The sequence below is a fragment of the Leptolyngbya sp. CALU 1928 genome (assembly GCF_056784215.1).
On the sequence record NZ_JBXBCE010000001.1, the window covers coordinates 3,128,069 to 3,152,423 of the forward strand.

Here is a 24,355-nt window from a genome sequence, read left to right on the forward strand (position 1 = left end):
GCAGGGAAATCGTTTTTACAATCTCCTTTGTTAGCCTACGGTGCTGCGAGTCGGCTGAGGGAGAACTTTAATTAAAATCACGTATAGAAGAACGGCGGCGACAATCCCATTAATCGAGGCAATCCCCAGGCTCGCTTTTCCGGTGAAATAGGCGATCGCAGAAGCGGCAACATAGGCGATCACGCCTGCCCAGTTCAACGCAGGCTGCGGCGCATCCAACGATGGAAATTCACCCCGACGATGCAGCCAAAAATCAGCCATAATTACGCCGCCGATCGGGGGAATAAACGTTCCTAACAAAATGAGATAGTCCACCAGCATTTTGTAGATGCCGCCCCACGCGAGAACGAGGGCGATCGTTGCGCCGCCTAACACAAACAAGGTTCGCTTATTGGTGCGAAACATATGGGCACCCGCCACTGAAAAGGCATAAATGGTATTGTCTTGGGTCGTCCACATGTTTAAAAACAGCAGTAATAGCCCCCAGCCTACTAACCCTTGATACGCCATCACCTGCACAATATCGGAACTGTCGGCAATGCCTGGAACGTTGGCATACACCAGCGAACAAAATGCGCCGCTGAATAGGAGAAAGCCATTGGCAAAGAAAAAGGCAAGCAGGGTGGAAATCGTCGCCACTTTACCCGTTTTTGCAAATCGGCTCCAGTTGGTTGCCTGAGTGCCACCCGACACAAACGTGCCCACAATGATGGTTAACGCCGCCCCAATTGTCATTTCTTTGGTAGGTTGAATTGCCTGTAATCCCTCCCATCCGCCCACTTTGTTAGACGCGATCGCCAAGCACCAAACCATCAAAATCAGCATGGCAGGCACCGCAATCCGGCTGAGCCAGTCCATTGCTTTGTAGCCCAGGTAGGCGGTGGAGCAAAAGAAATAGGTAAAAAACAGAATGGTGAGCCAGTTCCAAGAAGGCGGCACTCCTGCCAACTTGTTCAACAAATCTGCGATTAGTGCCGTTCCCCAGGCATACCAGCCGATTTGCGTAAAACCTAAAATGAAATCAACCCAACGCGAACCGACATTACCAAAGCTAAATCGCGCCATTAATACCGTACTGAGTCCCGTTTTGGCGGCAATATTGCCCAATGCGGCGGCATAGGTTCCTAAAATTAGGTTGCCGACGATAATTAAGCTAATTAGATCAGGAAAAAACTTAAACGCTGGACCCACCAATCCACCCGCAAAGAGCGTCCCCGAATAAAGCGTGAACCCCATCAGCAGCGGTGCCAAGGATGCCATCGATTTACGGGCACTCAACGGCACTGGACTTAACGGATAATCTTCCGAAGCGCCGAGCGATCGCGCGTCCTCATTTATATCTGTATCGGATGTTGTCTTCATCAGCTTCCACGCAACCACAACGATACTTTACCTACTTACTGGTAAACTCTGGTCGCGATCGTATAGCAGACGACATAACGAAGAGAAGACCATTCAAGAAAGCAATCGCTGCATCATTTGACGACACTGGCGTAAGCTTCCCGAACGGTCTTCCTTAAATTCGTCATGGGTTTACTGAACCTAACCGCCCGCTTCAATATTGGAGGCGATCGTCCGGGCTGCCGTGATTAAAAAGTAGTTAGTTATTATGTGCATTGCCGCATCTTGATGCTGTTCAGGCTTGATAGCTGATTAGCTTTGCAGGTATGCGCTTAACAGGATTATCTGGCGACTTAATTTGAACATTACTAATACTCAAATTTGAATCATTAAGGGCTTCAAGATTGGCGCGATCGCTTGCAGGAAAAGAGTGATATTTCTCATCACGCATTAGCGGAAACAATCGAAGCATTGGCTGCTTTTGAAGCTGAAGATCTAAATAATTGAAAACCTTATTTGGATGTTCTATGTGCCACATTCCTCTAATTCGGAGGTGAGTAATTTCTAAAGGATCAACTTTGTTCACGCGCCCTAACTCTTTAGTTTGGCTAAACTCAACATCTGAAATCAAGTTCACTCCACTGATGATAGTGGTTCTGACCCGCTCATAGATTTCTTTAGAGGCAGCATAGCAATCCCCATAAACAAACCACAGCGTAGATAATTGATTGGTGCTTTTGTTGATTGAACCTATGACATAAATAATATCTTTCTCATACCAATTTTCACACTGACGACACGCCTGCGTAATCATTAAACTGTCAGAGAATAGCTTTGCCGATGGGTAAGAACTATTTAAAGCAATTTGCGAATTCTCAGATTCTATCTTTTTGACCTCGATCGCGTCTCCGTTAATTAGCATCAAATCGGGAGGATTATTTTGGTTGCCAAAATATGAGAATATCTTTTCGTATACTTCATCTTTTTTATTCGTATCAATCTCATAAAGAGTATCTGAAAAAATATCTCTTACAAATGCTTCAAGCGCATCTCCAACAGCATTTATCTTATTTCTACTTCGATAAAAACCAGTAATATCTAAAATCTGACATCTAACCACTGTTTGGATAGCCTGGAGAAGATTAGACATACGCCCCCTAAATTTTTCAAGTTTTCTATATTAGGAAATATTGAGACTAAGTTGCAGTGACAATTTACTGTCCAAACTAGTCTCTGGAGTGTCTCGCAAACCAAATAAGTCATGTTTTATCGCTTGGGCTAAAGCGAAACCTAGATTGACTGGTACTGCATTGCCGATCATTTTATAAGCAGAAATCAAGTTGTTGTAATGGAAAATAAACTTATCAGGAAAGGTTTGAATTCTGGCACATTCCCGAACTGAAAGTCTTCTGTAGGGGTAAGGAGAATTCAAATCAAAAGCAAATTGATCTTTCCCAATATGAATCATCTTGTTTGCTTGGGGATGAATAGGAGCGTGGCGACCCCCAGCTTGAATTGTAAAAGATGGCTCATTCCATGAACGTACCCGATTTCGCGACATATAAATGCTAGAAAATCCTCCCTGCATATATTCATGATTTTGGAAATTACAGGCTTCTTCTCTAGTTCTATTATTCTCAGTTGCAGGTATTTCGATGTGCCACAGGTCTGCAATACTATCTCGTAATGTTGGTAGATAAGAACCACCCATTAAGTGATCAAAAGAAAAATCTTGATTCAAATCAACGCGATATCCAATAAAAATAACGCGCTTTCTTTCTTGAGGCACATTGTAGTTTTTGGCATCAAGCAACTTGTAAGAAACTTTATACCCGGCTTCTTGAAAGGCTGCAATGATATTTTTCCTAGCGGCTTCATGTTTCTGGTGAAGCATTCCGGAGACGTTTTCTGCCAAGAAGAAAAGCGGTTTCTTATCTCGCAGAATCTGAATATATTCTAAAAAAAGCTGCCCCCTTTCATCATTCATCCCCTTTTGTGTTCCAGCTTCACTCCAACTTTGGCAAGGCGGTCCACCAATGATGCCGATACAGTCAGGAATTAGTTTTGAAGAAATCTCTCGAATACTTCGCTTGTCAAGAACTGTATTGCTATGATTCGCTTCATAGGTTTCCCAAATGTCTTTATCAAATTCGTTTGCCCAAACAATATCGAACCCCGCTTGGGCAAATCCTAAATCAAGTCCGCCACAGCCTGAAAAAAGTGATACGACTGGCAATTGCATGATGCTAAAAATAGCTTTTATGTCAGGAGCACCTAAAGCTTGGGTGTTTTTTGATGCCAGGTAGTGGATTGCTCGTAGGCGTAGGCGGCTTGAAGCACTTGGTCTTCGCGGAGAACGTTGCCGATTAGCTGGAGACCAATGGGTAAACCGTCGGCATCGAAGCCACAGGGAATGCTGATGCCCGGAAGCCCTGCCAAGTTGACCGGAATCGTCATCAGGTCAATCAGGTACATACTGAGGGGATCAGCGGATTTATCGCCCGCTTTGAATGCGGTGGCAGGGGCGGTCGGGGTCACCAGTATATCGACCTTTTTGAAGGCTTCTTCAAAGTCTTGCTTCATTAAGGTGCGAACTTTTTGGGCTTTGAGGTAGTAGGCATCATAGTAACCAGCGGATAAGGTGTAAGTGCCAATCATGATGCGGCGTTTCACTTCGGCTCCAAAGCCTTCAGCGCGAGTGCGGGTGTACATTTCCATCAAGTTATCGGCGTTTTCGGCGCGGGCACCGTACTTTACCCCGTCATAGCGAGCGAGGTTGGCAGAGGCTTCAGAAGGGGCAATGATGTAGTAGGCGGCGATGCCATAGCGAAAGCGGGGACAGGAAATCTCGATGATTTCAGCGCCTAATTCTTTTAGCTGTTGGATGGCAGCTCGAACCGATTTTTCCACATCAGGACTCAATCCTTCGCCGAATGTTTCTTGAATGATGCCAACTTTTTTTCCTTTCAGATCTGGAATCAGGAACTGGCTGTAGTCAGGAATCTTGACGTTGAGGCTGGTGGAGTCTTTGGGGTCATGTCCGGCGATCGCCCCTAGCAAAATTGCCGCATCTTCCACCGATCGCCCAAAGGGACCGATTTGATCCAACGACGAGGCAAACGCCACCAATCCATAGCGCGACACCAATCCATAGGTGGGTTTCATGCCCACAATGCCGCAAAAGGAAGCAGGTTGACGAATCGAGCCGCCCGTATCGGAACCAATAGACACTACGCATTCCCCCCCCGCCACTGCCGCCGCCGAGCCACCCGAAGAACCACCCGGTACGCGAGAAATATCCCAGGGGTTGGCGGTGCGCTGAAACGCCGAGTTTTCAGTCGAGCCGCCCATGGCAAACTCATCCAGGTTCGTTTTACCCACCATGACGGTGCCTGCATCCAGCAACTTTTGAGTAACGGTAGCTTCGTAGGGCGGCACAAAATTTTCTAAAATGCGAGAGGCGCAGGTGGTGCGAATGCCTTTCGTGCAAATGTTGTCTTTGATGGCAATGGGAATGCCTGCCAACAGTCCAATGTCTTCACCCGCCGCAATTTTGGCATCCACTTGTTGAGCTTGCATCAAAGCATGGTCTACCGTGACTTGCAAAAAGCTATGCAGCTTGGATTCCACTGCCTGTATGCGATCAAGGGCTTCCTGAGTCACTTCTACCGCCGATCGCTCTTTTTGAATCAGTTGTTGGTGCAACTCCCGAATGGATGCCATGCCCTACCTCAATTACGACGAAAATGCTTTCCTAGTGTATCGTCTCTGCGTCAACTGGTAGCGGTCATTCGCAGGGACTGGAATTTACAAACCCCAACTTCAAGATCCCTGTGGCAGAATGGGGGCGATCGCCAGGAGTCACGCGTGAGGAGACGATATGAGTCGCAATCAGTTTTGGAGACAGTTAACAGCCAATTTCAGAAAATTCATTAGGTTTCAGCGCTTGCCAGGACTCCTATTGGCGGTAGTGTGCATTGTCGTGATTAATCGTTGGCTACCCGCAGAAGCAGGCGGGAGCGAAATTAATCCGCAACTCCGCGATCAAGTTTTGCAAATTATTCGGGAGAACCCAGAAGCCATTTTGGAGACGGTGCAGACTTACCAGAAAAAGCAGCAAGAAGCTCGACAAAAAGCCCAACAATCTTTTTTGCAGCAGATAAAAACGAACCCGAAAGCCGTGATTGGAGCATCGCCTACCAAGGGGGCAAAAAATGGCAAAGTTTTGCTGATGGAGTTTTCCGATTTCCAGTGTCCTTACTGTGCCAAAGCCAACGAGACGCTCAAAGAATTTATGGCAAAACATAGCGATACTGTGACGCTCACCTATAAACATTTGCCGCTCACTTCAATTCATGCGGAGGTGCTGCCTGCGGCTAAAGCGGCATGGGCAGCCGGACAGCAAGGCAAATTTTGGGCGTTTCATGATGCTCTATTTACGAACCAAAAGCAATTGGGCGAAGGACTATATCAATCGACGGCAAAATCTTTAGGGCTAGATCTGGCGAAGTTTGAGCGAGATCGCACCAGTAGTGCCGCAGCAACCGCGATTAATCAAGATGTGAAAATAGCGGAAAATTTGGGCGTTGAGGGCACTCCATTTTTTGTGATGAATGGGGAACCCCTCCCAGGTGCAGTACAGCTATCGGATTTAGAAGCAGCACTCGCGCAGACATTGGCACAGACCAATCAATCAACCAAGTGAATTCTCAAGTCACTGAGCCATAATAAGGGAGCCACTCATATTTCGCCGCCGGAAGATTTTCATGTCGCGCTTTTTTGCTGTTTTTTCCTCTGCTTTTGCCCTCCCGATAGCCTGCCTGCTGGTTAGTGCCAATCCATTCACTGCCAGTGCTCAAACCACTGTTTATACGCCGATTCCGCTGACACCGGGTAAAAATGTGGTTGATAAGCTGTCGAACAAAGACATTCCTACTGGGCAAGGGGGCTTTGCTCGTGATTATGTGGTGTCTCTTCAAGCAGGGAGCCAACTGGCAATCGATCTGGCATCCGAAAACTTTGATACCATCGTCTACTTGCTTGCCAGCGACGGCACCACGGTTGCCGAAAATGATGATGGTCCCGATGGCACCACCAATTCACTGCTGTTTACCCGCATTACTAAAACAGGCGTTTACTCTATTCGGGTGCGATCGTTTGGCGAGGTATCTGCGGGCAACTTTACCCTTAAAGTGACGCTGCTAAAGCCGCAATAGACTAGAGGCAAAGAGCGAGGGGCGAGGGGCGAATGAGGAACTCAAACCCTGTACCCCGTACTCTCCTATCACTGGCGCTTTCGCAATACTTCTAGTAGCGTTGTGAAGGAAGCTGGCGGAGGGGCGATCGCTTCTATCCACTCATTCGACACGGGATGCTGCAACCGCAATCTCCAGGCATGGAGCGCCTGACCCGGCAAATTGACCCCCACAGAACGCCCTGATCCATAAGCAGGATCGCCGACAATCGGGTGCCCCATGTGGGCGGTATGCACCCGAATTTGGTGGGTACGCCCGGTTTCTAGCTCAAAATTGATCAGCGTGTAGTTGCCTAGTCGTTCCTTTACTTGCCAATGGGTGATGGCGATGCGTCCACCGTCGGTTTCAGCCACGATCGCCATTTTTTGCCGATCTTTGGCATCTCTTCCGATGGCTGCATTTACCGTGCCACTTTCTGTTTTAGGTGCGCCATAGACGATGCCAAGATAGTCTCGTCGTGCCGTTTTATGCTGGAATTGCTGCTGCAAATGAATATGGGCGCGATCGCTTTTAGCAACGGCGATCGCCCCAGTGGTGTCTTTGTCTAGCCGATGCACGATGCCGGGACGCTGAATGCCGCCAATGCCCGATAGGGTGCTAGCACCCGACTCCGTGCGACAATGCCACAGCAGCGCATTTACCAAGGTGCCGCTGGCGTGTCCGGGGGCAGGATGCACCACCAATCCCGCTGGCTTATTCACAATCAGCAGTTCGGTATCTTCATACAAAATATCCAAGGGAATGTTTTCTGGCTGAAGGTTGAGCGGCTCCGCATCGGGAATCGTGAGATGGATGCGATCGCCGGTTTGCACCAATTCTTTTTTGGAAAGACAAACCTCACCATTGAGAATCACCTGTTCTTGAACAATAAGTTTTTGTACACGCGATCGCGACAAATCGACCAACTGCTCTGCCAGAAACGCATCGAGCCGTTCTCCAGTTTCCTCTTCTTCAACGTGCAATTCAATTTGTGCAGGCAACTTCTTCTCTAACCAGATACACTCATTCAGGGACAATTTTTTTAGATGAAACTTTCAGTAGAAATTAAGTTAGAAAACTTACAGCGCAAGTAGGTAGGATTAATCTTACACTCGGTTTAGAGAGTTTTTAGGATTGGACGTAATTGCCCGATTGCCAGTAAATCTGACTTCTGAAGCTTTACCTACTCGCTCTACTACTCTAAATGACTGTCCTCGGCTCCGAACAAACGCTCATCACTGTGATCCATGACTCGGCAAATCGATCTTATTAACATTTCTAAAACTATCACCTCGTTTGAAGGGGTCACTAATGCAGACATGCTTCCCTTAGGGCGCAGATCAGAAGTTCTGTCCGTATTGTCCAAAACCTGTCCAGATTGGAAGTTTCCAGTGAATCCAACCCATCCTGATCGCGGGGGGGTTGTGAGCGAACAGTACCATTTAGAGTTTTACATTCCAGACGACGAGCCTATTTTGATGTTGGGCTTGGATGTTTATACGGGAGATGATGCAGTCGTTATGGGTGTGATTCGCTCGATCTGTCAAGCGACTGGCTGGCGTGCGTTTGATCCGGCTGAAGAGGAACTGATCGACTTTGCAAATTAGCTAGATTGGGGCGGTCTGCAATCTGCTAGGATTCCGTGGAGATTAACGACTTGCCCAATCACGGCGATCGCAGGAGCCGAAAACCCCATTGCTTCGACCTGCTGCACAATGGTTTCCAAAGTGCCGCTCAGTTCTTCTTGTTCTGGGCGAGTGCCCCAGCGAATTAGGGCAATGGGTGTTGTGGCATTTAAACCTGCTGTGAGCAATTGCCCAATGATATAGGGAAGATTGTGAATGCCCATATAGATCACGATGGTTTCGGAACCATGGGCGATCGCTTGCCAATTGACCGCCGGACGATATTTTCCAGCCCCTTCATGTCCGGTCACAAAGGTGACTGAAGAACTGTAGTTGCGATGCGTGAGGGGAATGCCTGCATAGGCGGGGGCTGCAATCCCAGACGTGATCCCCGGCACTACTTCTACTGGAATTCCGGCTGCCACTAACTCTTCCATCTCCTCGCCCCCTCGCCCAAAGATAAACGGATCACCGCCTTTCAAGCGCACCACACAGCCGCCCTCTTGAGCCTTACTGACTAATAGTTGAGTGGTATCTTCCTGCACCAAAGAATGCATTCCTCTCCGCTTTCCGGCGTTAATTCGCTCTGCTTTTGGATTAATCATCGCTAAAATTTGAGCGCTGACTAGGGCATCGTAGACCACCACATCGGCACACTCTAAAAGAGCTTTCCCTTTAAGGGTCATTAGACCAGGATCGCCAGGTCCAGCACCAACCAGATAAACTTTGCCGAGTTGAGTCATAGCAGGGGTCAGGGGTCAGGGGGCGGGATTTACTTGAATAACGCGTTGGTGAAACCAGTCCAAAGGACCTATGGGAACCATCATTGGTTTGTTAAATCTACGAGTAAATCGACCAGCCCGGTGCTGGCGTTGAGTGGGTCGGTGAAGGTGATTTTGAGGGTGGGATGCTGCTGGGAAAATTGGCTGATGGATTGGGCGATCGCGTCCGTGATGCCGCCGGGAAATAGGAAATAGGACAGCACCCCAACACGCCTATAGCCTGAAGCAACACAGTCTTGCAGGCGCGATTCTAAATTGGGTGAGGTTGACCAGTAGGCAACTTTGATACCGAGATCATCGGCAAGGGCGGCGATCGGGTGATTGGCATCTGGGCGGCGACTACCATGGGCGATTAAGATCCAGGCATCCATTGAGAAAAGCGACAGGCGATCGCTGAGCAATTGCCGCAACCCTGAATGAGAACCCAGATGAGCGGTCACATCCAGCTTCACCCCGTCCCCTAATAATTGCTGAGCTTGGGCGATTTCAGCCGGAATATCTTCTCGCAAATGGACTCCGGACAACAAAAAAACTGGAACTAATCGTAGAGATAGTTTTTTGAGCGGATTTGCGGCTTGAAGCTGTTGAGCAATCTGTTCAATCTGCTGATGCAACGGCAGTGGATGGCATTCTAAATAAGCAGCACACACGAATGGCTGTTCGCGATCGCACTCCTCTATGACTTGAGCACTAGCAACTGCGCCTTGTTCCAGAGACGGCAGACCGTCGGACTGAGCAGAGATCACCGACTTGTTAATGATTGACTTACTAATGTAAGAGACGCGATCGCGGAAACGACTTGTCAAGGCTTCTGAAGCAATCTGCGATCGCGGATCGGAACTGCCATGAAAAATCAGAATATAAACAGATAGACCAGTCACAGGATTCAAGGGTATCAACCAACTAAATCTTATGGCTTTATCTTACAGAGTTTCCATTCAATTGGTTTCCCTAGCGAGTAAGGAATCCCGCTGGACGCGATCGCTCAACGAATTTACTCAACGAATTTAGTTTTTGGGTGGCTCGTCATCTAGAAAATGCCAAGTTCTAGTACCCCCAACGTTAGTTGAAAAGCATCGCCAATCTGCTCAGAAGTTGGTAGCTCGATATCCATCTTTTACCTCAGCTAAGGCTAATCATGTTTTATCGTGAACTTCCAATAAAGGCGCACCATTGGGAAGAGCGAAAGAAAAGAGACGGGTGGTGGGCGCGATCGCACTCCAAAATCAAGTGCGATCGCGAATGGTGGGGCAGATAAAAAATTACGACTTACCAAGCTGGGACTGAATCTGATCAAACACGGCTCCATCCGCAAAGAACTGCTTTTGAACTTTGCTCCAGCCGCCAAACTCGTCCACCGTGGCAAGCTGCTTCACAGGCGGGAACTGAGTTGCCAGCGCTTTTTCATTCGTCTTGGCATAGTCTCCGACCGGACGGAATCCGAGCTTAACAAACTCTGCCTGAGCTTCTGGAGTGAATAAAAATTTAGTAAACGCTTCAGCCACTTCACGCGTGCCGTGCTTGTCCACATTTTGGTCCACCACGGCAGCAGGAGTATCGATGGAAATATTAGTGTCGGGCACCACAAAGTCAATCTTTTCGCCTTTTTGCTGCGCCAGAATCACCTCATTTTCATAGTTAATCAAGGCATCGCCCTGACCCTGCTTCGCAAAGATATCTGTGGCTTCCCGCGCATCTTTTGCCAAAATTGCCACATTTTTAAAGGCTTTGGTGACAAATTCGGTTGCCTTCGCTTCATCTCCCCCATTTTTCAGAGCATAATCCCACAGAACTAGAAAGTTCCAGCGGGCACCTCCAGAGGTTTTTGGGTTTGCCGTCACCCATTTCACGCCATCGCGGGTTAGGTCTGCAAAGGTTTTGATATTTTTGGGGTTGCCCTCACGAGTAATGACGGCGGCAACGGATTTTGCCACGATGCCACTATTCGGCAGTTTTGTATTCCAATCTTCATTCACAATTTTGGCTTCGACCAACTTCTCCACATCGGCTCCTAGCGCCAGATGAACCACATCCGCTTCCAGTCCATCAATAATGGCGCGAGTTTGAGAACCCGACCCGCCATAGCTTTGCTTGAAGATAACCTTTTGACCTTTTTCTTTTTGCCACTTTTCCTGAAACAAAGTAATGATGGCATCGTGAGCGGCTTTGGGCACGGCGTAGGCGACAAGGTTGATTTCAACATCCTTTTTTGAATCAGCAGTAGGGCTGGCACTACCCGTCGTGCTGGTATTGGTGGAGCCTCCCGAACAGGCAGCGATCGCCACGCTTAACCCAATCCCAACTAAAAACAAGGAGATAGCGCGATTAAACGATTTGAATCGCAACTTCGCAAATCGCCCCATCAAATTATCCCCGAAACCCCAAAACCCTTGCTGCTTATTCATTAATGCATACCTTCGCCTACAAATCTATTCACAATCTCTGGTTATCCGACTTAGAAACCGGAGATTGAAACTCGATTTTACAGAGTAGAGAGCTTAAACGCAAGAAAAACACCGATATTTTTATCGGGAAACGAGAGATTGAAGGTGGATTCTCAGGATTATTTGATCAGGCAACTTTAGGGTTAACATTCGGCAAGAGGTTTTTATAGTTTAAGGGTGCTGGTCAAACGAATTTAGGCGTAATTGGGGACAACGATTTAATTGCAATGCCGCATAATCTGCCAACGCGATCGCCTATTCGGTTTGGCACGAGTCACACATTCCCGGTTTCATTTAGAAACTATGAACAGTCTGATGCTGAATCTGGATACGATTAGCTTTTCGGGTGATCAGATTTTTGAACTGTACTAGAACCTATTCCCCTTGTAAGGGTAGCTCGATGGTGAAAGTTGTCCAGCCGTTTTGACTAGAAACCGCGATCGCTCCGTTTAACCGTTCCACTCGTTTTTTAACCAGTGCTAATCCTAGTCCAGTTCCGCCGTGCTTCCAGGGGTCGTTATTGGGAACTCGATAGAATTTATCAAACACATACTGGAGTTCGGTTGCTGGAATTTCTACCCCAGAATTGGCAATTAATAGAACTACACCTGAAGTTGCCGGATCGAAGGTTGCAGACCCGGCGATCGCGTTGCCTGGAGGCGTATATTTGCAGGCGTTGTGTAACAGTTCAGTCAAGATCATCTCTAAGTAGTTGAAATCGGTTGTTAGCGGCGGCAATTCATCATCAATCGTGATAGAAAACTGTTGCTGTTGACTGTGGGTTCGCTCTACAAACGATTCTGTGATGTGGGGTAACCAGTATTGCAAGTGATGGGTCAGCGGCAATAGGGGTTCTGAGCCTGAGTCGAGCCGTGATAAATCTAGCAGATCGTTGATTAAGCTAGTTTCTCGATGACATTCCTCTTTTAGGATTTGTAAATATCGCTCCATGCGATCGCTGGTATTGGTGCAGGCTAGAGTGCCACTGCCATCGGCGTAAACAAGCTGCTGTTCCTCCATGCTAATTTCTAGCATCTGCGTTGCCATTTTGATGTTTGCCATGGGGGTCCGCAGTTCATGCGAAACCGTGCTGAGGAAGTCATCTTTTAAACTATTAAGTCGCTCTAATTCTTGCACTTGTGACTGCGCGGCTTGATATAACCGAGATTGCCGCAGGGCGATCGCACACTGGTTTGCCACTTGCTGCGCCAACCGAATTTCTGACTCATCAAACGTATCTTGCTTCGGTCGATAGAGCCACAGGTCACCCAAAATGCCCTGATCATCCATCACAGGACACGCCAAAATCGTATAGATCTCGCCGTAGGGTTGGGCGTAGGTTGTGACAGTGAAGCAAAACTGGAGGCAAATGTTCTGAATTAGCTGCTCAAAAACTTTGATCTCAGGACAATCTGCAAAGGCTATTTTCTGCCCAAGGGCAAAGGGTTGAGAAATAGAGTATTCATGGGTAATGGTATGGTAAGTGAGCGTTAAATCATAAAGTGCGGCATTGCAACATGTGACTTGTAGCCCTTGCCCTAGCTCATCGACAGCAGTTTGCAAAATTTGGTTTTCATCTAGGCTATCCCGTACTTTATCGGTGATGCGCTTAAGGAGTGCTTCAAAGGCGAGTGCTTGGCGAAGTTGAGCGGTGCGCTGCTGCACTTCTTGTTCTAGATGAATATTTAGCTCCTGTACTCGTTGGTATAGCTGCGATTGATGAATGGCGATCGCCAGTTGATCCGCCACGGCACTCACTAAATCCACATCTTCGTTTTGCCAGAGTGTTTGGGAGTTGGTTCGCAACAGCGTTAAGCAGCCCCAAACCTTTTCCTCTACTTCGAGAGGAATTAATAGCCATGCCCCCGGAAACTGGTGAGCAAGTTCTTGATTAATGCTGTCTGTAAAATAGTCAGCGTTGTTAATGCGAACAATCTGGTTTTGCTTGAGTTGGGCTGCGATCGGGTTATTTTGATCGGGAATACTGGTATTTAAGGCAGATGGGAAACTGGAGTCTCGCAAATACTCTGACAAGTGATGCCATTCACCCAATTCTGGTAAATATTCTGCGATGCTAACTTGATCAACCCGTAGCAACTGACCAATTTCGCGAGTAGCGGTTAAGAAAATGGTTTCTAGATCTAAAGAATGGCGACTTACCTGAGTCATTTGATTCAATGCATATTCCCGCTCGGCTTGTCGCCGCAGTAAATTCTGCGATCGAGATCGCTCTATTTCACTTTGCTTTCGTTCATTTTCAATCCGCTTGCGATCGCTAATATCCCGCACCATCACCAGCACTTCATTTTCACTAATCATCGCAATCCGCACTTCCTCATCGTAAATGCTGCGATCGACTTCTATTTGCTGTTCATAAATTTGTACCTGTCCTGTTTGCACAGCCTGTTGCACATAGTTCATGCGCCGCTCAGCCAGGTCTGTAGGCAAGATGTCGAAAATATTTTTATCATCAAAGCCATCATTGGGTTTCAAGAGTCTGATATTTTGCCCTTCTATCACTTCCAAATAGTTTCCCTGCGCATCCATACAAACCAGCAGATCGGGAATCGCGCTAATCATGGCGCGGTTTTTAGCTTCACTTTGTCGCAGAGCCGCTTCTGCCTGCTTGCGGCTATCAATATCTTCCACAATGGCAACGGTGCCAGTCGGCAAGCCATCCGAGTTTCTAATCAACGAAACGCTGACATTTGCCCACCGAACTTGCCCATCTTTGGCAACATGGCGTTTTTCCATGAAGTAGGAAGACACCGGATTGCTGGCAAGACTTCTGAGACAAGCTTGATCCAACACGAAATCATCAGCATGGGTCAGGTCGCGAAATGATAGAGTCAACAGTTCTGCTTGGTCATAGCGAACAAACTCGCAAAAACGTTGATTGACGCGAAGATAGTTCCCTGACAAATCGGCTTCGGTAATGCCAACGGCAGCTTGCTCAAAAATGGCACGAAATCGTTCCTCGCTCTGGCGTAAGGATTCTTCGGCAAGCTTGCGAATCGCTTCGTCGCGTTTCGCTTCGTTAATATCCTCCACGATTGTCATTAGAAATAAAATATTTTTCTGACCGTCTTGCACACTCGACACATGCACATTCACCCAGCATATCTGCCCATCTTTCCGCACATAGCGCTTTTCCAAGGAATAGGTTTGCAGATCACCTGCTTGCATTTGGGCAGCTAGCGATACTTCTTTTTCCTGATCTTCTGGATGGGTCAAATCTTGATAACTCATTCCCAGCAGTTCAGCTTCGCTGTAACCCACCAAATGGCACAGCGCCGGATTCACCTGAAAATAGTGACCAGAGAGATGCGCGAAATTCATGCCAATCTCAATCTGGTCAAAAACAGAGCGAAATCGTTCTTCACTTTGCCGCAGCGCCTCTTCTGCCTGTTGGCGCTCTTGCTGCACCCGTTTTTGAGTTTCCTGGATGGCAGCTTCAGCCTGTTTGTAGGCAGTGATATCGGTTTCCACACAGGTCGCCACCCAATAATTAGCCGCCTCATTCCAAAGCGGGGTGATTGTATCTGAAATCCAGCAAATGGAGCCATCTCGATGTTGAAAGCGAAATTCAATCGTGGCAACCCGCCCAGCCAAAATGTCTTTAAAGATGGGGATCACAACCTGTTCTTGATCCTCTGGCAAAATTCGCGACATCCATAAGCCGCTATCTGCAATAAACTCCTCGGCTGAGTAGCCCAAAAGCTTTTGGCAATTGGGGGAGAAATAAACACATTTCCAGGTACCATCCAGAAAAACATGGCTTTGAGCAAGGATCGAGGAGGAATCTTTTAGAATTGTGCTGAGTTTAATCTCCAACGCTTCAAGTTCAAGTTCTGCTGGTTTGCGAACAAATTTAGCAGGCTGAAAGGGGCGCAATACTAGCAATAGCCAGCCTAAAAACATCGCTGAGATGGCAGTTATTGCAACTCCGCTAACGCTCAATGAATCCAAGCATGGTTGCAAACAAGCACTACTGATCATAGGAACCTAGATGTCATAAACTTCACCCTTGCCTAAGGTACGAAGGACTTAAAAACCGCCTAAAGGTCAACAGTTTTTCTCCTAGGAGAAAGGAACGATAAGTCTTGATTCCTCGATTTTGAGGGAGGGCTAGAGTAAGGGGGATTTTAGAGTTCGCAGACTGATTCAGCAATAAACACAGCAACAAACAAAATTCTTGATTACACTCAATCTTAAGTTTCCCCTACACAATTAACCACGACATCGTAGATTATTGTTTACTTTACCTGATGTGCCGCTTTTCTGATTCCCCTCACCCTTGTATCTTAAGAGTGTCGTAGACCGTCCCTTCTCCATAAACCGCATGCTTACCTGCCGTAGGGTTAGGGCTTGCGTAGCAGTGGCAGGAGGATGTAGCTTGCTCCCCGCAGGATGGGTTGATTTTAGTTGCACATCGCGTTTACTTTTGTATTTGTACTGCCCTAAATCGCTATCTCACTTGTTTATTGATTGAAATTTGAGCAAAGTATCCGAAAGAATGATTGTGTATTGGCGCTGTTCCTTCGTTAAATGACTGTAGGAGAAATAAGACGAAAGGATAGGGGCGATCGCACCCTACCCAAAAATGCACAAACGCAAAGGAGAGTCCAAATGTCGCAGGCTAAACACGGTGACACGGTAAAAGTTCACTACACCGGAAAATTAGACGATGGCACGATGTTCGATTCATCGATTGAGCGCGAGCCTTTGGAATTTACCATCGGGTCTGGCGGAATTATTCCGGGATTTGAGCAAGCGGTAATTGGCATGACCCCCGGCGACTCAAAGACCGAGCTAATTCCTACAGATAGCGCCTATGGGGCTTATTTAGAAGAAATGGTGTTGGTCGTCGATCGCCAGCAAATGCCCGCAGATGTGGAACCAGAAGTTGGGCAACAGCTTCAGCTTCAGCATCAAACCGGGGAACTTATTACAGTGATCATCACCGATATTTCTCCGTCCACTATCACGCTAGATGCCAACCATCCCCTAGCCGGAGAAGACCTCACCTTTGATATTCAACTGATTGAAATTGCTGCCTAAATTTGAGAACAGCAAATTTCCTGATTTCACTAAAAAACTGCGTAAAAATAGCGAGAGTAGTGTTTAAGTTACTCTCGCCATTTTTATAGGTATGAGATGTCGAACGCTAAACCTAGAAGATATCCTCAGTTTCAGCGCTCTAATCAGGGCGAACGATGGGACTTGAACCCACGAATGGCGATACCACAAACCGCTGCCTTAACCACTTGGCTACGCTCGCCGCATTCGTTCCTCAGTATAGCAGTTTTGCTTGAAATTGGTCTACCTGAGAAAATACTTCGTGTAATTGCTGAGAAATTTTCAAAGAGTAATTCATCTGAAAAAATGCCCCGTATAATTGCTGATAAATGAATTGAAAGAATGAGCCGCTTCCAGAGGCTTATGATTCAATTCTTTTCAAGAGGAGCCGCTAGACAGAATGGGAAGTGTGGTGAATTAGGAGAAAAAAATGGAATCAAGCTGGCAGCAATCCCGATTTTCACTGGGAAAAATGAGTTTTTTGGCAACGTTTGGAGCCGCTTCCTTTGTCGGTCTGGGTGCAGCTATGGCAATCACCAATCCAACTCCTGCGGCTTATAGCCGCTACGCTACACATCAGTTGACTCAGTATGCTCAATCTAATATTTGCGCCGAAGCCCCAACTGCCTTTGGATTGAAAGAAGAATGTCGATCGCTGCTCAAATCCAATCAGCCAGAGATCCAAAATTTCATCATGAGCCATACTGATCGCCGCAACTTTTTCTTTTTTAGCGTGTACACCACTGATCTGGCGATCGCGTCGTTTTTGCCAACCTATCAGTTACAAACCATCGGTTTATTTCAAGGGTTTTATGTAGTTGGCGTAGAGCAATAACCAAAGCCCTTCCCATAAATCTTTTAGCGTGTTCTACTACTAGGAAACCTGTAATTGCAGGTGCAACGTCATGGGCGGTAGTATCTTAAGCCAGATGACTTTGCTAAAGTATTAATCTTGACGATAGTAGAATCAAGAAACTCGTCTATCCCTGAGGATAGTCAAAAATCGCCTTTCATACCTATCATTCGATGAAAAAAACATTTGCTGGAGTATTCGCGGGGGCGTTGTTGGCGTTGCCGATGACCCATGCTCAAAGTCAGGCTCAATCACCAAGCGCACCATCCACCACCCAGGTTATATCGCTACCAAGATCGAGCGAGTCAGCTAGTCCATTAGAGATTCAGCAGTTCGCCCAAGCCATCAAGCAACTGAGAAAAGTTGAGATGGAAACCCAAAAGAATATGGCTGAAGCACTTAAGGCGGAAGGTTTGTCGCCTCAAAGATTTCAGGAAATTGGGCAACGGCAAGAGAATGCTGATTCGCCTTTGACGGCAGATATTTCGCCGAAAGACCAGCAGAAGTTTGACAAAGTGTTGGCAAAAATCAATCAAATTCAACAGGATGCCGTGCCAAAGCAAAATCGAGCCGTCCGGCTCCAAGGGTTAACTTTAGAACGATTTAACCAAATTGGACGGGCGATCGATCAGAACCCGACGTTAAAACGGCAGTTTCGGGAAAACCTTTAGGGCGATCGCGTCTAGATGAATTTATTGGGCTAGAGCGCTTTTCAGAACTGCAACTTAAAAGATAATTTGCTGATTAGGCTACTCAAGCGACTCAGATAAAAGGCTTTCGGCAAAAGTGTAAAGTTCTGATTCCGATCGCCCTTGTAGCTGCAAATCCTTCAGATTAATCAAGCCTTGTGCCAAGGTGGGGGCGCGTTTTTTGTAGACGTTGTTGGCAGTCAGTAGATCGGTAAAAATTTCTTGCTCAATTTGCAGACGGCTGGCTTCATCCGATAATGGCGACGCATATTCAATGGAATCCACCTCGTATTTGAGCAAAAAGATTAGCGCATTGCTGAGTTGTTTGAGGGTTTGCTGAAGTTTGCGGGTGTCGAGTTCTAAGCGATCGAAGCCGACCTGTCCTTCAATTCGCAGTTCCATCATTGGCTGGTCGCTAGGATTGATTTTGCGAGATTGGATGGCTTGCTGCACCGCAGCGATCGCGCTTTCTTCTAGTTCTTCTAGACTTTCCTGTCCGCGTGTGGTCAGCTTCAATCGCAAGGCTGGACGTTGACAATAATCTTGCTTCAGTTCAGCGTGAATTCCAGTGGAATTGATTTCTACCAGGTAAGCACCGCGCTTGTAGGTTGTTTCATCAATGTTGTTTGCTTCTAAAGAACCGGGATTGAAAATCCAGCCTTGTTCTTCGTAGTTTTTGTGGATATGACCGAGGGCTAAATATTCGACTCCAGCTTGCTTCAGGGGCAACAAATCGGCGTAGCGCAACGCTCCTTGATAGCGGGCGATTTGTCCTTCTAAGCCATGGTGAAACAGCATGATAGTGTGGTCGGGAGCGGTCGGCAAATCTTGAATGGCTTCAGCTAGCTGAGCGATCGCTTTGGGAGCCGAAGCCCCGTACCATTGGGAACCAATCACCCGCACGCCACAGTCGAGGTCAACATAGCCGCCGCGCTTTTCATCAGGATTCCAGGGTTCATAAATTGGCTCCCCTAATGCTGTGTCACCCGGTTCCAGCAGCATTAGCCCGTACCAGTCTGCCAAGTAGCGAAGCCAGCTTGTTTTGGTGCCATAGGGTCGGTTATCGTGGTTGCCTTCGATCGCGATTGTGGGAATACCTGCCTCGTGCAATTCTTGAAAGCACACTTTCGCTTGGTTGAGGATATTCGGCTGTAGCGATCGATGTTCAAATAAATCTCCGGCAATCACGACAAAATCGACCTGTGCCGCGATCGCATATTTCCGAATCACGTCCCGCAGTGCCCGAAAAAAATCGAGGGTGCGCTCTTTGCTGTCGTAGCGATCGTAGCCCAAGTGTATATCCGAGATGTGCAGAAAGCGCGGCATGGTGAGAGACTCATGAACTAGCCCAAGTCTAGCGGATGGAGTTGATCGCTCACACCGAATAAATAGCGGTTTCCTTAATTACGATACCAACGGGTCAATCCACCAGGCTGATCAATCAAGGTGATGCCGTTTGCCACAAGCTTGTCGCGGAGGCGATCGCCCTCAGCAAAATTCTTTGCTTTTCGAGCATCCTGCCGCTGCTCAATCAGTGCTTCAATCTCTGTATCTGCAAGAGTTGGAACAGGCAAACCATATTCGACTTCTGCTCCAAATCCCAACCCAGCTTCAATTACGATAGGTGGCAGATCAGCTTTCAAACCCAAGATGTTCAACAACCTTGACAAAGTCCAGCAATACTGAATTATCTGCTTAGGGGGCATAATTGGGTTTCCCCCGTGAAGCAGCAGATTTCGCTCACGGCGCAATTCCTTTGCTAACTCAAATACAACAGAGAGAGCAATTGGCGTGTTGAAGTCATCATCCATTGCTTGGTTAAAACGCTCGACTGATTCCGGATGAAAGGTTCCAGGTTCAACGGTTGACCATTCTGGTAATTGGGAAAATTCATCAAAGGATTTTAATGCTTCCTGAATAGTTTTCCAGCCGTTTTCAGCAGCGGCGATCGCCTCATCGGTGAAATCAATCGGGCTGCGGTAGTGGGCTTGCAGCACAAACAAGCGAATCACCATCGGATCGGTAGTTTCCAGCAGCGATCGAATCGTGGTGAAGTTTTTCAGGGATTTAGACATTTTGTCGCCCCGAATTTTGACAAAACCGTTGTGCATCCAAACGTTTGCCAGTGGTTTCGTCGTTGCGGCTTCCGATTGAGCAATTTCGTTTTCGTGATGGGGAAACACCAGATCCTCCCCGCCGGTGTGAATATCAATGCGATCGCCCAGCAACTTTTTCACCATTGCCGAGCATTCAATATGCCAGCCCGGTCGCCCCATGCCCCAAGGTGATTCCCACTCTGGCTCACCCGGTTTCGCCGCCTTCCACAGGGCAAAGTCAAACGGGTGACGCTTGCGGGTTTCTTCCTCGTCCACTCGTCCGCTTGCGCCTGCTTCCATTTGGTCGAGCTTGCGTCCCGAAAGCTTGCCATAGCTAGGAAAGCGCTCGACGGCATAGTACACATCTCCAGCCGCCGCGTAGGCATACTCTTGCTGAATCAGCGTTTTGATTAAGTCAATAATTTCGGGTATCACCTCCGTTGCTTTGGGATACGCATCCGCAGGCAGCACATTCAGCCGCCCCATATCTTCTTGGTAAGCGCTGATGTACTTCTGCGTGATCTCTTGCCAGGGAATGTTTTCTTCCTGCGATCGCCGAATAATTTTGTCATCAATATCGGTAAAGTTTTGTACATACTCCACGGCATAGCCCGACCATTGCAAATAGCGCCGGACTATATCCCAGACAATGTACGATCGCGCGTGCCCCAAATGGCAGTCGTTATAGACCGTCACGCCACAGACATACATTCGCACTTTGCCCGGTTCTAGAGGTTGAAACAGTTCTTTGCGGCGGGTGAGGGTGTTGTAAATCTGGAGTGGCATAGGAGTTAGGTGTCAGGTATCAGGTGTCAGGTGTCAGGTGTCAGGTGTCAGGTGTCAGGAATGAAGTTTCCAATCCCCTCTCTCAGTGGGTGAGGGCTAGGGTGAGGCAGGGCATGAGATCAAATTGTGAACGGTCAGACCACAAGAAGATCGGCAATAATGAAAGCAGTATTTTGACTGATGAACGAACGTTAGTCTTTGCTACCATTCTCTTTGTTATTTTCTGATGTTTTCGGTCATTGACGCTATGCAATCTGCATCAACTCTCACTTCAGTCATGGATACGCCCAAAGTTGGGCTGCCTGTTACTATCATTACCGGATTTTTGGGCAGTGGCAAAACAACCCTGCTCAATCACATTCTGACCAATCAGCAAGGGGTACGAACTGCTGTTTTGGTGAATGAGTTTGGTGAAATTGGCATTGATAATGAGCTAATCGTGGCGACAGGCGATGACATGGTGGAGTTGAGCAATGGCTGCATCTGCTGCACGATTAACAACGATTTGGTGGAAGCGGTCTACAAGGTGCTAGAACACAAAGAAAATATTGATTATGTGGTGGTGGAAACAACGGGACTCGCTGATCCATTGCCTGTGGCGATGACCTTTTTGGGAACTGAACTGCGGGATATGACGCGGTTGGATTCTATTATCACCGTGGTGGATGCGGAAAATTTTAGTCTGGATTTGTTTAACAGTCAGGCAGCGATGAGCCAAATTACCTACGGCGATATTATTTTGCTGAACAAGGCGGACTTGGTGGGTGAAGAAAAGCTGACCCATCTAGAAGCGCGTCTACGGGAAATGAAAGAGGGTGCAAGAATTTTGCGATCGGTGAAGGGAGAGGTGCCCCTACCTGCCATTCTTAGTGTGGGTCTGTTTGAATCAGATCACTATTTCAAGAGTGAAGAGCCAGAATCTGCTCACGCTCACGAGCATAGCCATGCCGAGCATGATCACGCAGATCATTCTGACTGCGATCACGACCATGATAAGTGCGTTCATGATGAACACAACCACGCTCACGAGCATCATGATCACTCCAACCATTTGGAAGAAGATGGGTTTACCTCGGTGTCATTCCAGAGCGATCGCCCATTTGATATCAAAAAATTCCAGCATTTCTTAGATAATCAGCTACCCGAAAGCGTGTTTCGTGCCAAAGGGATTCTGTGGTTTCAAGAAAGCCCCAAACGCCACATCTTCCACCTAAGCGGCAAGCGCTTTTCCCTAGATGATGACGACTGGAAAGGCGAACCCAAAACTCAGTTGGTGTTGATTGGTCAGGGCTTAGACCACGAGACACTGTTGGCGCAAATTCAGCGCTGTATCGGGTCATCTTCAGAGAATCGGGGTAAAGGATTCGGCAAATGACAGGCGAGATGACTCATGAAACGAGTATATGTTTGTCTATATGTCAACTGCCTCCGGCATGGTTCTGAGGCGGTTTTTCAGGCATTTCAGGCAAGCCCAGTTGCGGATGTGGAAGTGATTGCAAGTGAATGCCAGGGACAGTGCAACATGGGGGCAACCGTGCGGGTGTTGCCCGACAACATTTGGTATTGCCGGGTCAAACCAGAAGATGTGACTGAAATAGTGCAGCAACATTTGAAAGATGGCAAAACAGTCGATCGCTTGCTCCATCCCCGCATTCATCCCAGGAGGGATTAGGTTTCGGGTGTCAGGTTCCGGGTTCTAGATATCAAGAAAATCTATATCTAGTTCTCTATTCTCTGACACCTGACCCCTGAAACCTGCTCTACAGATTTGCCTCAATCACTTCTCGATATTGGCTTTTCTGCTTCACGCCTTTTAACTCAGCCACTTTTTCTTTGTGTTTAAACACCTGAATGGTGGGAGTGCCAACAATGCCAGCAGATTCCGCAATATCAGGGTCTTGCTCAATGTCGATGTTGATGTAGTGAACTTTACCGTCATACTCATCAATCACTTTGCCAAACATCGGTTTTAGCGTATGGCAAGGACCGCATTGAGGCGATGAGTAGAAGACCAAAATGGGGCGATCGCTCTCGTGGTATAACTTGCGCAACGCATATCCGCCAGCATGACGAGTTGCTGTTGGATCGAACTCGCCCGATTGCTCATCTTCAGTTTTCTGAGTAGGCACTTCCGCAGGATGAGTTTCTGCCTCTTTCGTCTGATGGAACTCCTGCACCAAGTCATTCACCGACAAGTAGCGCTCTGCTAGCATTGCAGCCATACAACCCGTTCCCGCAGCGGTGATCGCCTGCCGATATTCATGATCTTGAACATCACCCGCCGCATACACCCCTTCGATATTGGTTTCAACGGAACCGTGTTTAGTAGCAATGTAGCCAACTTCATCCAGATCGAGTTGCCCTTTGAACAGAACAGTATTGGGCGTATGACCGATCGCGTAGAACAAGCCTTTGACGTGCAGTTCACTTTCTGCGCCCGTCCCTCGATCCTTTAGCTTCACGCCCTTCATGTGGTCTGCTTCGCCAAACACATCCAGAATATCGGTATTCCAATGCACCGTAATCTTGTCGTTTTGCAATACTCGATCCTGCATCGCTTTACTGGCGCGCATTTTTTCGCTCCGCACTAGCATATGCACATGGGAGCCGTACTTGGTCAGGTAAACCGCTTCCTCAGCAGCAGAGTCACCTCCACCCACCACCGCAAGCTCTGCCGATCGAAAAATCGGAGTCGCTCCATCACAAATTGCACAGGCAGAAATCCCCCGACTCCAAAACTGGTGTTCTCCTGCTAAGCCCAGACGCTTTGCCGTCGCGCCAGTTGCAATGATGACGCTGTGCGCCTTCAGTTTCCGGCTTTCCGACTTGATCAAAAACGGACGTTGGCTAAAATCCACTTCCGTCACGTCTTCCATTACTAACTCTGCGCCCCAGCGAATTGCCTGCTCCTTCATCCGCGTCATCAACATCGGACCTGTGATGCCTTCCGGGAAGCCAGGGAAGTTTTCCACTTCTGTCGTGGTCATCAGTTGTCCACCGGGCAAGCCACCCGCCTGGAAACCTTCAAACATAAATGGCTTCAAGTTTGCCCGCGCCGCATAAATCGCCGCCGTGTAGCCAGCAGGACCCGAACCAATAATCACGACGTTTTCAATAGCTGAGTTTTCAGTGGTTACCGTAGCCATGCCTAAATAAAACTCATAACGACTACGCTTAGTATACTACACATTTATTGAACGTGAGGCGTGCGGAGTATGGAAATCCATTCACTTTGTAGCTTGCTAATAAAATTACCCCGTGAAGAGAATTGTCAAGAGTTCATAAAACTCTAAAAAAGTAAGGGAATTTACGGGCTTTAATCAGTTAGAACAGTTGGAACATCAGATGGATCTACGCGATCGCACTTAAGCATCGATCGCTCTATCCCTAAAATTTCTCCGCGAACTTCCTGTAAATTCACCTGTT

20 protein-coding genes and 1 tRNA gene are annotated in these 24,355 nt (G+C 47.6%); 8 read left to right on the forward strand and 13 right to left on the reverse strand.

Going from position 1 to position 24,355, the window contains the following annotated elements; genetic code table 11:
• Positions 1-30: 30 nt before the first annotated feature.
• From codB to gatA, 4 genes are all read right to left on the reverse strand, one after another.
• A complete protein-coding gene (codB, locus tag AC1S5B_RS14645) occupies positions 31-1,362 on the reverse strand; it encodes a cytosine permease (RefSeq protein WP_482036406.1) in 1,332 nt (443 codons plus the stop codon).
• 274 nt (positions 1,363-1,636) lie between these two features.
• Entirely contained in the window at positions 1,637-2,491 is an 855-nt protein-coding gene (locus AC1S5B_RS14650) for an NgoPII family restriction endonuclease (RefSeq protein WP_482036407.1), read from the reverse strand.
• Between the two features lie 30 nt (positions 2,492-2,521).
• Positions 2,522-3,583, reverse strand: coding sequence for a DNA cytosine methyltransferase (locus AC1S5B_RS14655; protein ID WP_482036408.1), 1,062 nt, complete (start codon positions 3,581-3,583; stop codon positions 2,522-2,524).
• Between the two features lie 32 nt (positions 3,584-3,615).
• On the reverse strand, positions 3,616-5,064 hold the full coding sequence (gene gatA / locus AC1S5B_RS14660; protein WP_482036409.1) for an Asp-tRNA(Asn)/Glu-tRNA(Gln) amidotransferase subunit GatA: 1,449 nt from the start codon (positions 5,062-5,064) through the stop codon (positions 3,616-3,618).
• Positions 5,065-5,221: 157 nt separating this feature from the next.
• On the opposite strand from gatA, the gene AC1S5B_RS14665 reads away from it, so the two are divergent.
• Both AC1S5B_RS14665 and AC1S5B_RS14670 read left to right on the forward strand, forming a co-directional pair.
• Positions 5,222-6,046 (forward strand): DsbA family protein, encoded by an 825-nt coding sequence (locus tag AC1S5B_RS14665; RefSeq protein WP_482036410.1) that lies wholly within the window; start codon positions 5,222-5,224, stop codon positions 6,044-6,046.
• Positions 6,047-6,107: 61 nt separating this feature from the next.
• Complete coding sequence (locus AC1S5B_RS14670) at positions 6,108-6,557, forward strand: PPC domain-containing protein (RefSeq protein ID WP_482036411.1); 450 nt, start codon at positions 6,108-6,110, stop codon at positions 6,555-6,557.
• A gap of 68 nt (positions 6,558-6,625) precedes the next feature.
• Here the strand turns inward: AC1S5B_RS14670 and AC1S5B_RS14675 are convergent, their stop codons facing one another.
• The gene (locus tag AC1S5B_RS14675; protein WP_482036412.1) at positions 6,626-7,576 is read right to left on the reverse strand and encodes an RluA family pseudouridine synthase; all 951 of its coding nucleotides are present in this window, start codon (positions 7,574-7,576) and stop codon (positions 6,626-6,628) included.
• Positions 7,577-7,822: 246 nt separating this feature from the next.
• Between AC1S5B_RS14675 and AC1S5B_RS14680 the strand changes: the two genes are divergently transcribed.
• The gene (locus AC1S5B_RS14680; protein WP_482036413.1) at positions 7,823-8,182 is read left to right on the forward strand and encodes a hypothetical protein; all 360 of its coding nucleotides are present in this window, start codon (positions 7,823-7,825) and stop codon (positions 8,180-8,182) included.
• Here the strand turns inward: AC1S5B_RS14680 and cobA are convergent.
• The 4 genes from cobA to AC1S5B_RS14700 form a co-directional block, all read right to left on the reverse strand.
• Positions 8,179-8,943, reverse strand: a complete 765-nt coding sequence (gene cobA / locus AC1S5B_RS14685) for a uroporphyrinogen-III C-methyltransferase (RefSeq protein ID WP_482036414.1) — start codon at positions 8,941-8,943, stop codon at positions 8,179-8,181. The two genes, AC1S5B_RS14680 and cobA, sit on opposite strands and share 4 nt — an antisense overlap.
• An 80-nt stretch (positions 8,944-9,023) precedes the next feature.
• Complete coding sequence (locus AC1S5B_RS14690; protein ID WP_482036415.1) at positions 9,024-9,863, reverse strand: sirohydrochlorin chelatase; 840 nt, start codon at positions 9,861-9,863, stop codon at positions 9,024-9,026.
• Positions 9,864-10,244: 381 nt separating this feature from the next.
• Positions 10,245-11,387: a sulfate ABC transporter substrate-binding protein gene (locus AC1S5B_RS14695; RefSeq protein ID WP_482036416.1), complete on the reverse strand. Its 1,143-nt coding sequence runs from the start codon at positions 11,385-11,387 to the stop codon at positions 10,245-10,247.
• Positions 11,388-11,801: 414 nt separating this feature from the next.
• A complete protein-coding gene (locus AC1S5B_RS14700; protein ID WP_482036417.1) occupies positions 11,802-15,347 on the reverse strand; it encodes a PAS domain S-box protein in 3,546 nt (1,181 codons plus the stop codon).
• Between the two features lie 708 nt (positions 15,348-16,055).
• Between AC1S5B_RS14700 and AC1S5B_RS14705 the strand changes: the two genes are divergently transcribed.
• The gene (locus AC1S5B_RS14705; protein ID WP_482036418.1) at positions 16,056-16,487 is read left to right on the forward strand and encodes an FKBP-type peptidyl-prolyl cis-trans isomerase; all 432 of its coding nucleotides are present in this window, start codon (positions 16,056-16,058) and stop codon (positions 16,485-16,487) included.
• 147 nt (positions 16,488-16,634) lie between these two features.
• Here AC1S5B_RS14705 and AC1S5B_RS14710 read toward each other — a convergent pair.
• Positions 16,635-16,707 (reverse strand) — tRNA-His (locus tag AC1S5B_RS14710).
• Positions 16,708-16,935: 228 nt separating this feature from the next.
• Between AC1S5B_RS14710 and AC1S5B_RS14715 the strand changes: the two genes are divergently transcribed.
• Complete coding sequence (locus AC1S5B_RS14715; protein ID WP_482036419.1) at positions 16,936-17,340, forward strand: DUF4359 domain-containing protein; 405 nt, start codon at positions 16,936-16,938, stop codon at positions 17,338-17,340.
• 191 nt (positions 17,341-17,531) lie between these two features.
• On the forward strand, positions 17,532-18,029 hold the full coding sequence (locus AC1S5B_RS14720; protein WP_482036420.1) for a DUF4168 domain-containing protein: 498 nt from the start codon (positions 17,532-17,534) through the stop codon (positions 18,027-18,029).
• 78 nt (positions 18,030-18,107) lie between these two features.
• Here AC1S5B_RS14720 and AC1S5B_RS14725 read toward each other — a convergent pair whose 3' ends face one another.
• Together AC1S5B_RS14725 and cysS are read right to left on the reverse strand one after the other, a co-directional pair.
• On the reverse strand, positions 18,108-19,373 hold the full coding sequence (locus tag AC1S5B_RS14725; protein ID WP_482036421.1) for a metallophosphoesterase family protein: 1,266 nt from the start codon (positions 19,371-19,373) through the stop codon (positions 18,108-18,110).
• Positions 19,374-19,447: 74 nt separating this feature from the next.
• Complete coding sequence (gene cysS / locus AC1S5B_RS14730) at positions 19,448-20,929, reverse strand: cysteine--tRNA ligase (protein WP_482036422.1); 1,482 nt, start codon at positions 20,927-20,929, stop codon at positions 19,448-19,450.
• 247 nt (positions 20,930-21,176) lie between these two features.
• Here cysS and AC1S5B_RS14735 point away from each other — a divergent pair, with 247 nt between their 5' ends.
• Both AC1S5B_RS14735 and AC1S5B_RS14740 read left to right on the forward strand, forming a co-directional pair.
• On the forward strand, positions 21,177-22,304 hold the full coding sequence (locus tag AC1S5B_RS14735; protein WP_482036423.1) for a CobW family GTP-binding protein: 1,128 nt from the start codon (positions 21,177-21,179) through the stop codon (positions 22,302-22,304).
• A 15-nt stretch (positions 22,305-22,319) separates the two neighbouring features.
• Positions 22,320-22,601: a (2Fe-2S) ferredoxin domain-containing protein gene (locus tag AC1S5B_RS14740; protein WP_482036424.1), complete on the forward strand. Its 282-nt coding sequence runs from the start codon at positions 22,320-22,322 to the stop codon at positions 22,599-22,601.
• An 88-nt stretch (positions 22,602-22,689) separates the two neighbouring features.
• Here AC1S5B_RS14740 and trxB read toward each other — a convergent pair whose 3' ends face one another.
• Entirely contained in the window at positions 22,690-24,075 is a 1,386-nt protein-coding gene (gene trxB, locus AC1S5B_RS14745) for a thioredoxin-disulfide reductase (RefSeq protein WP_482036425.1), read from the reverse strand.
• Between the last annotated feature and the right edge of the window lie 280 nt (positions 24,076-24,355).

Coding starts and splice junctions, on each gene's coding strand:
- codB (WP_482036406.1), bottom strand. CDS start 1,362: ATGAAGACAACATCCGATACAGATATAAATGAGGACGCGCGATCGCTC.
- AC1S5B_RS14650 (WP_482036407.1), bottom strand. CDS start 2,491: ATGTCTAATCTTCTCCAGGCTATCCAAACAGTGGTTAGATGTCAGATT.
- AC1S5B_RS14655 (WP_482036408.1), bottom strand. CDS start 3,583: ATGCAATTGCCAGTCGTATCACTTTTTTCAGGCTGTGGCGGACTTGAT.
- gatA (WP_482036409.1), bottom strand. CDS start 5,064: ATGGCATCCATTCGGGAGTTGCACCAACAACTGATTCAAAAAGAGCGA.
- AC1S5B_RS14665 (WP_482036410.1), top strand. CDS start 5,222: ATGAGTCGCAATCAGTTTTGGAGACAGTTAACAGCCAATTTCAGAAAA.
- AC1S5B_RS14670 (WP_482036411.1), top strand. CDS start 6,108: ATGTCGCGCTTTTTTGCTGTTTTTTCCTCTGCTTTTGCCCTCCCGATA.
- AC1S5B_RS14680 (WP_482036413.1), top strand. CDS start 7,823: ATGACTCGGCAAATCGATCTTATTAACATTTCTAAAACTATCACCTCG.
- cobA (WP_482036414.1), bottom strand. CDS start 8,943: ATGACTCAACTCGGCAAAGTTTATCTGGTTGGTGCTGGACCTGGCGAT.
- AC1S5B_RS14695 (WP_482036416.1), bottom strand. CDS start 11,387: ATGAATAAGCAGCAAGGGTTTTGGGGTTTCGGGGATAATTTGATGGGG.
- AC1S5B_RS14700 (WP_482036417.1), bottom strand. CDS start 15,347: ATGTTTTTAGGCTGGCTATTGCTAGTATTGCGCCCCTTTCAGCCTGCT.
- AC1S5B_RS14705 (WP_482036418.1), top strand. CDS start 16,056: ATGTCGCAGGCTAAACACGGTGACACGGTAAAAGTTCACTACACCGGA.
- AC1S5B_RS14715 (WP_482036419.1), top strand. CDS start 16,936: ATGGAATCAAGCTGGCAGCAATCCCGATTTTCACTGGGAAAAATGAGT.
- AC1S5B_RS14720 (WP_482036420.1), top strand. CDS start 17,532: ATGAAAAAAACATTTGCTGGAGTATTCGCGGGGGCGTTGTTGGCGTTG.
- AC1S5B_RS14725 (WP_482036421.1), bottom strand. CDS start 19,373: ATGCCGCGCTTTCTGCACATCTCGGATATACACTTGGGCTACGATCGC.
- cysS (WP_482036422.1), bottom strand. CDS start 20,929: ATGCCACTCCAGATTTACAACACCCTCACCCGCCGCAAAGAACTGTTT.
- AC1S5B_RS14735 (WP_482036423.1), top strand. CDS start 21,177: ATGCAATCTGCATCAACTCTCACTTCAGTCATGGATACGCCCAAAGTT.
- AC1S5B_RS14740 (WP_482036424.1), top strand. CDS start 22,320: ATGAAACGAGTATATGTTTGTCTATATGTCAACTGCCTCCGGCATGGT.
- trxB (WP_482036425.1), bottom strand. CDS start 24,075: ATGGCTACGGTAACCACTGAAAACTCAGCTATTGAAAACGTCGTGATT.